At 47.1% G+C, this 686-nt stretch carries 1 protein-coding gene; it reads left to right on the top strand.

Going from position 1 to position 686, the window contains the following annotated elements; all coding sequences use genetic code 11:
- The coding region (gene yddG / locus R7040_RS26810) for an aromatic amino acid DMT transporter YddG (RefSeq protein ID WP_318097643.1) at positions 1-686 on the top strand (686 nt) is incomplete at both ends.

Raw genomic sequence — 686 nt, 5'->3', positions numbered from 1 at the left:
ATTCGCTAAGTTCAATCGTTTTATTGATTGTGGTGGGCATCCCAAAGTTATCTTACTTTTCTCCGAAGTATCTGATAGTTGGCGGCGCAATGTTTGTTTGCTATGAGATCTTTCTTGCGCTTGCTCTTGGGTATTCGAATTCGCGAGCTCAAGCGATTGAGGTATCTATCGTCAACTATTTATGGCCCGCACTGACGGTGTTGTTTGCAGTGTTGGGTAGCAACAAAAAGCCAAATTGGCTTTTGTATCCAGCAGTAACCCTCGCGTTTATTGGTGTGGCTTGGACAGTGAGCGGCGATAACGGTTTATCCCCGACACAAATCATCTCGAACGTAAGCAGCAATCCGCTGGTATACTTCATGGCGTTCACTGGCGCGGTGATTTGGGCGGTTTATTGTAATCTCACACAGCGACAACAATCGAAGCACAATGCGATCACGTTGTTTTTTATCGCAACTGCGGTTTCGCTTTGGGTTAAGTACGCATTTGCGGATGAGCCTACAATGACGTTCTCATGGTCAGCTCTTGGGTATCTGTTTGCATCGGCAGCGTTGATGGCGGGTGGTTATGGCTTATGGAACATCGCCATTGTTGGCGGGAACATGGTCTTTTTGGCGACTTTGTCTTACTTCACGCCGATTTTCTCTGCGCTGTTTTCGTCGCTTATCCTTGGTGTTACGTTGAGC

The sequence above is a fragment of the Vibrio sp. 1069 genome (genome assembly GCF_033340555.1).
The sequence above is the reverse complement of the archived record's forward strand: the minus strand, read 5'-3'. Positions and strand labels throughout refer to the sequence as shown.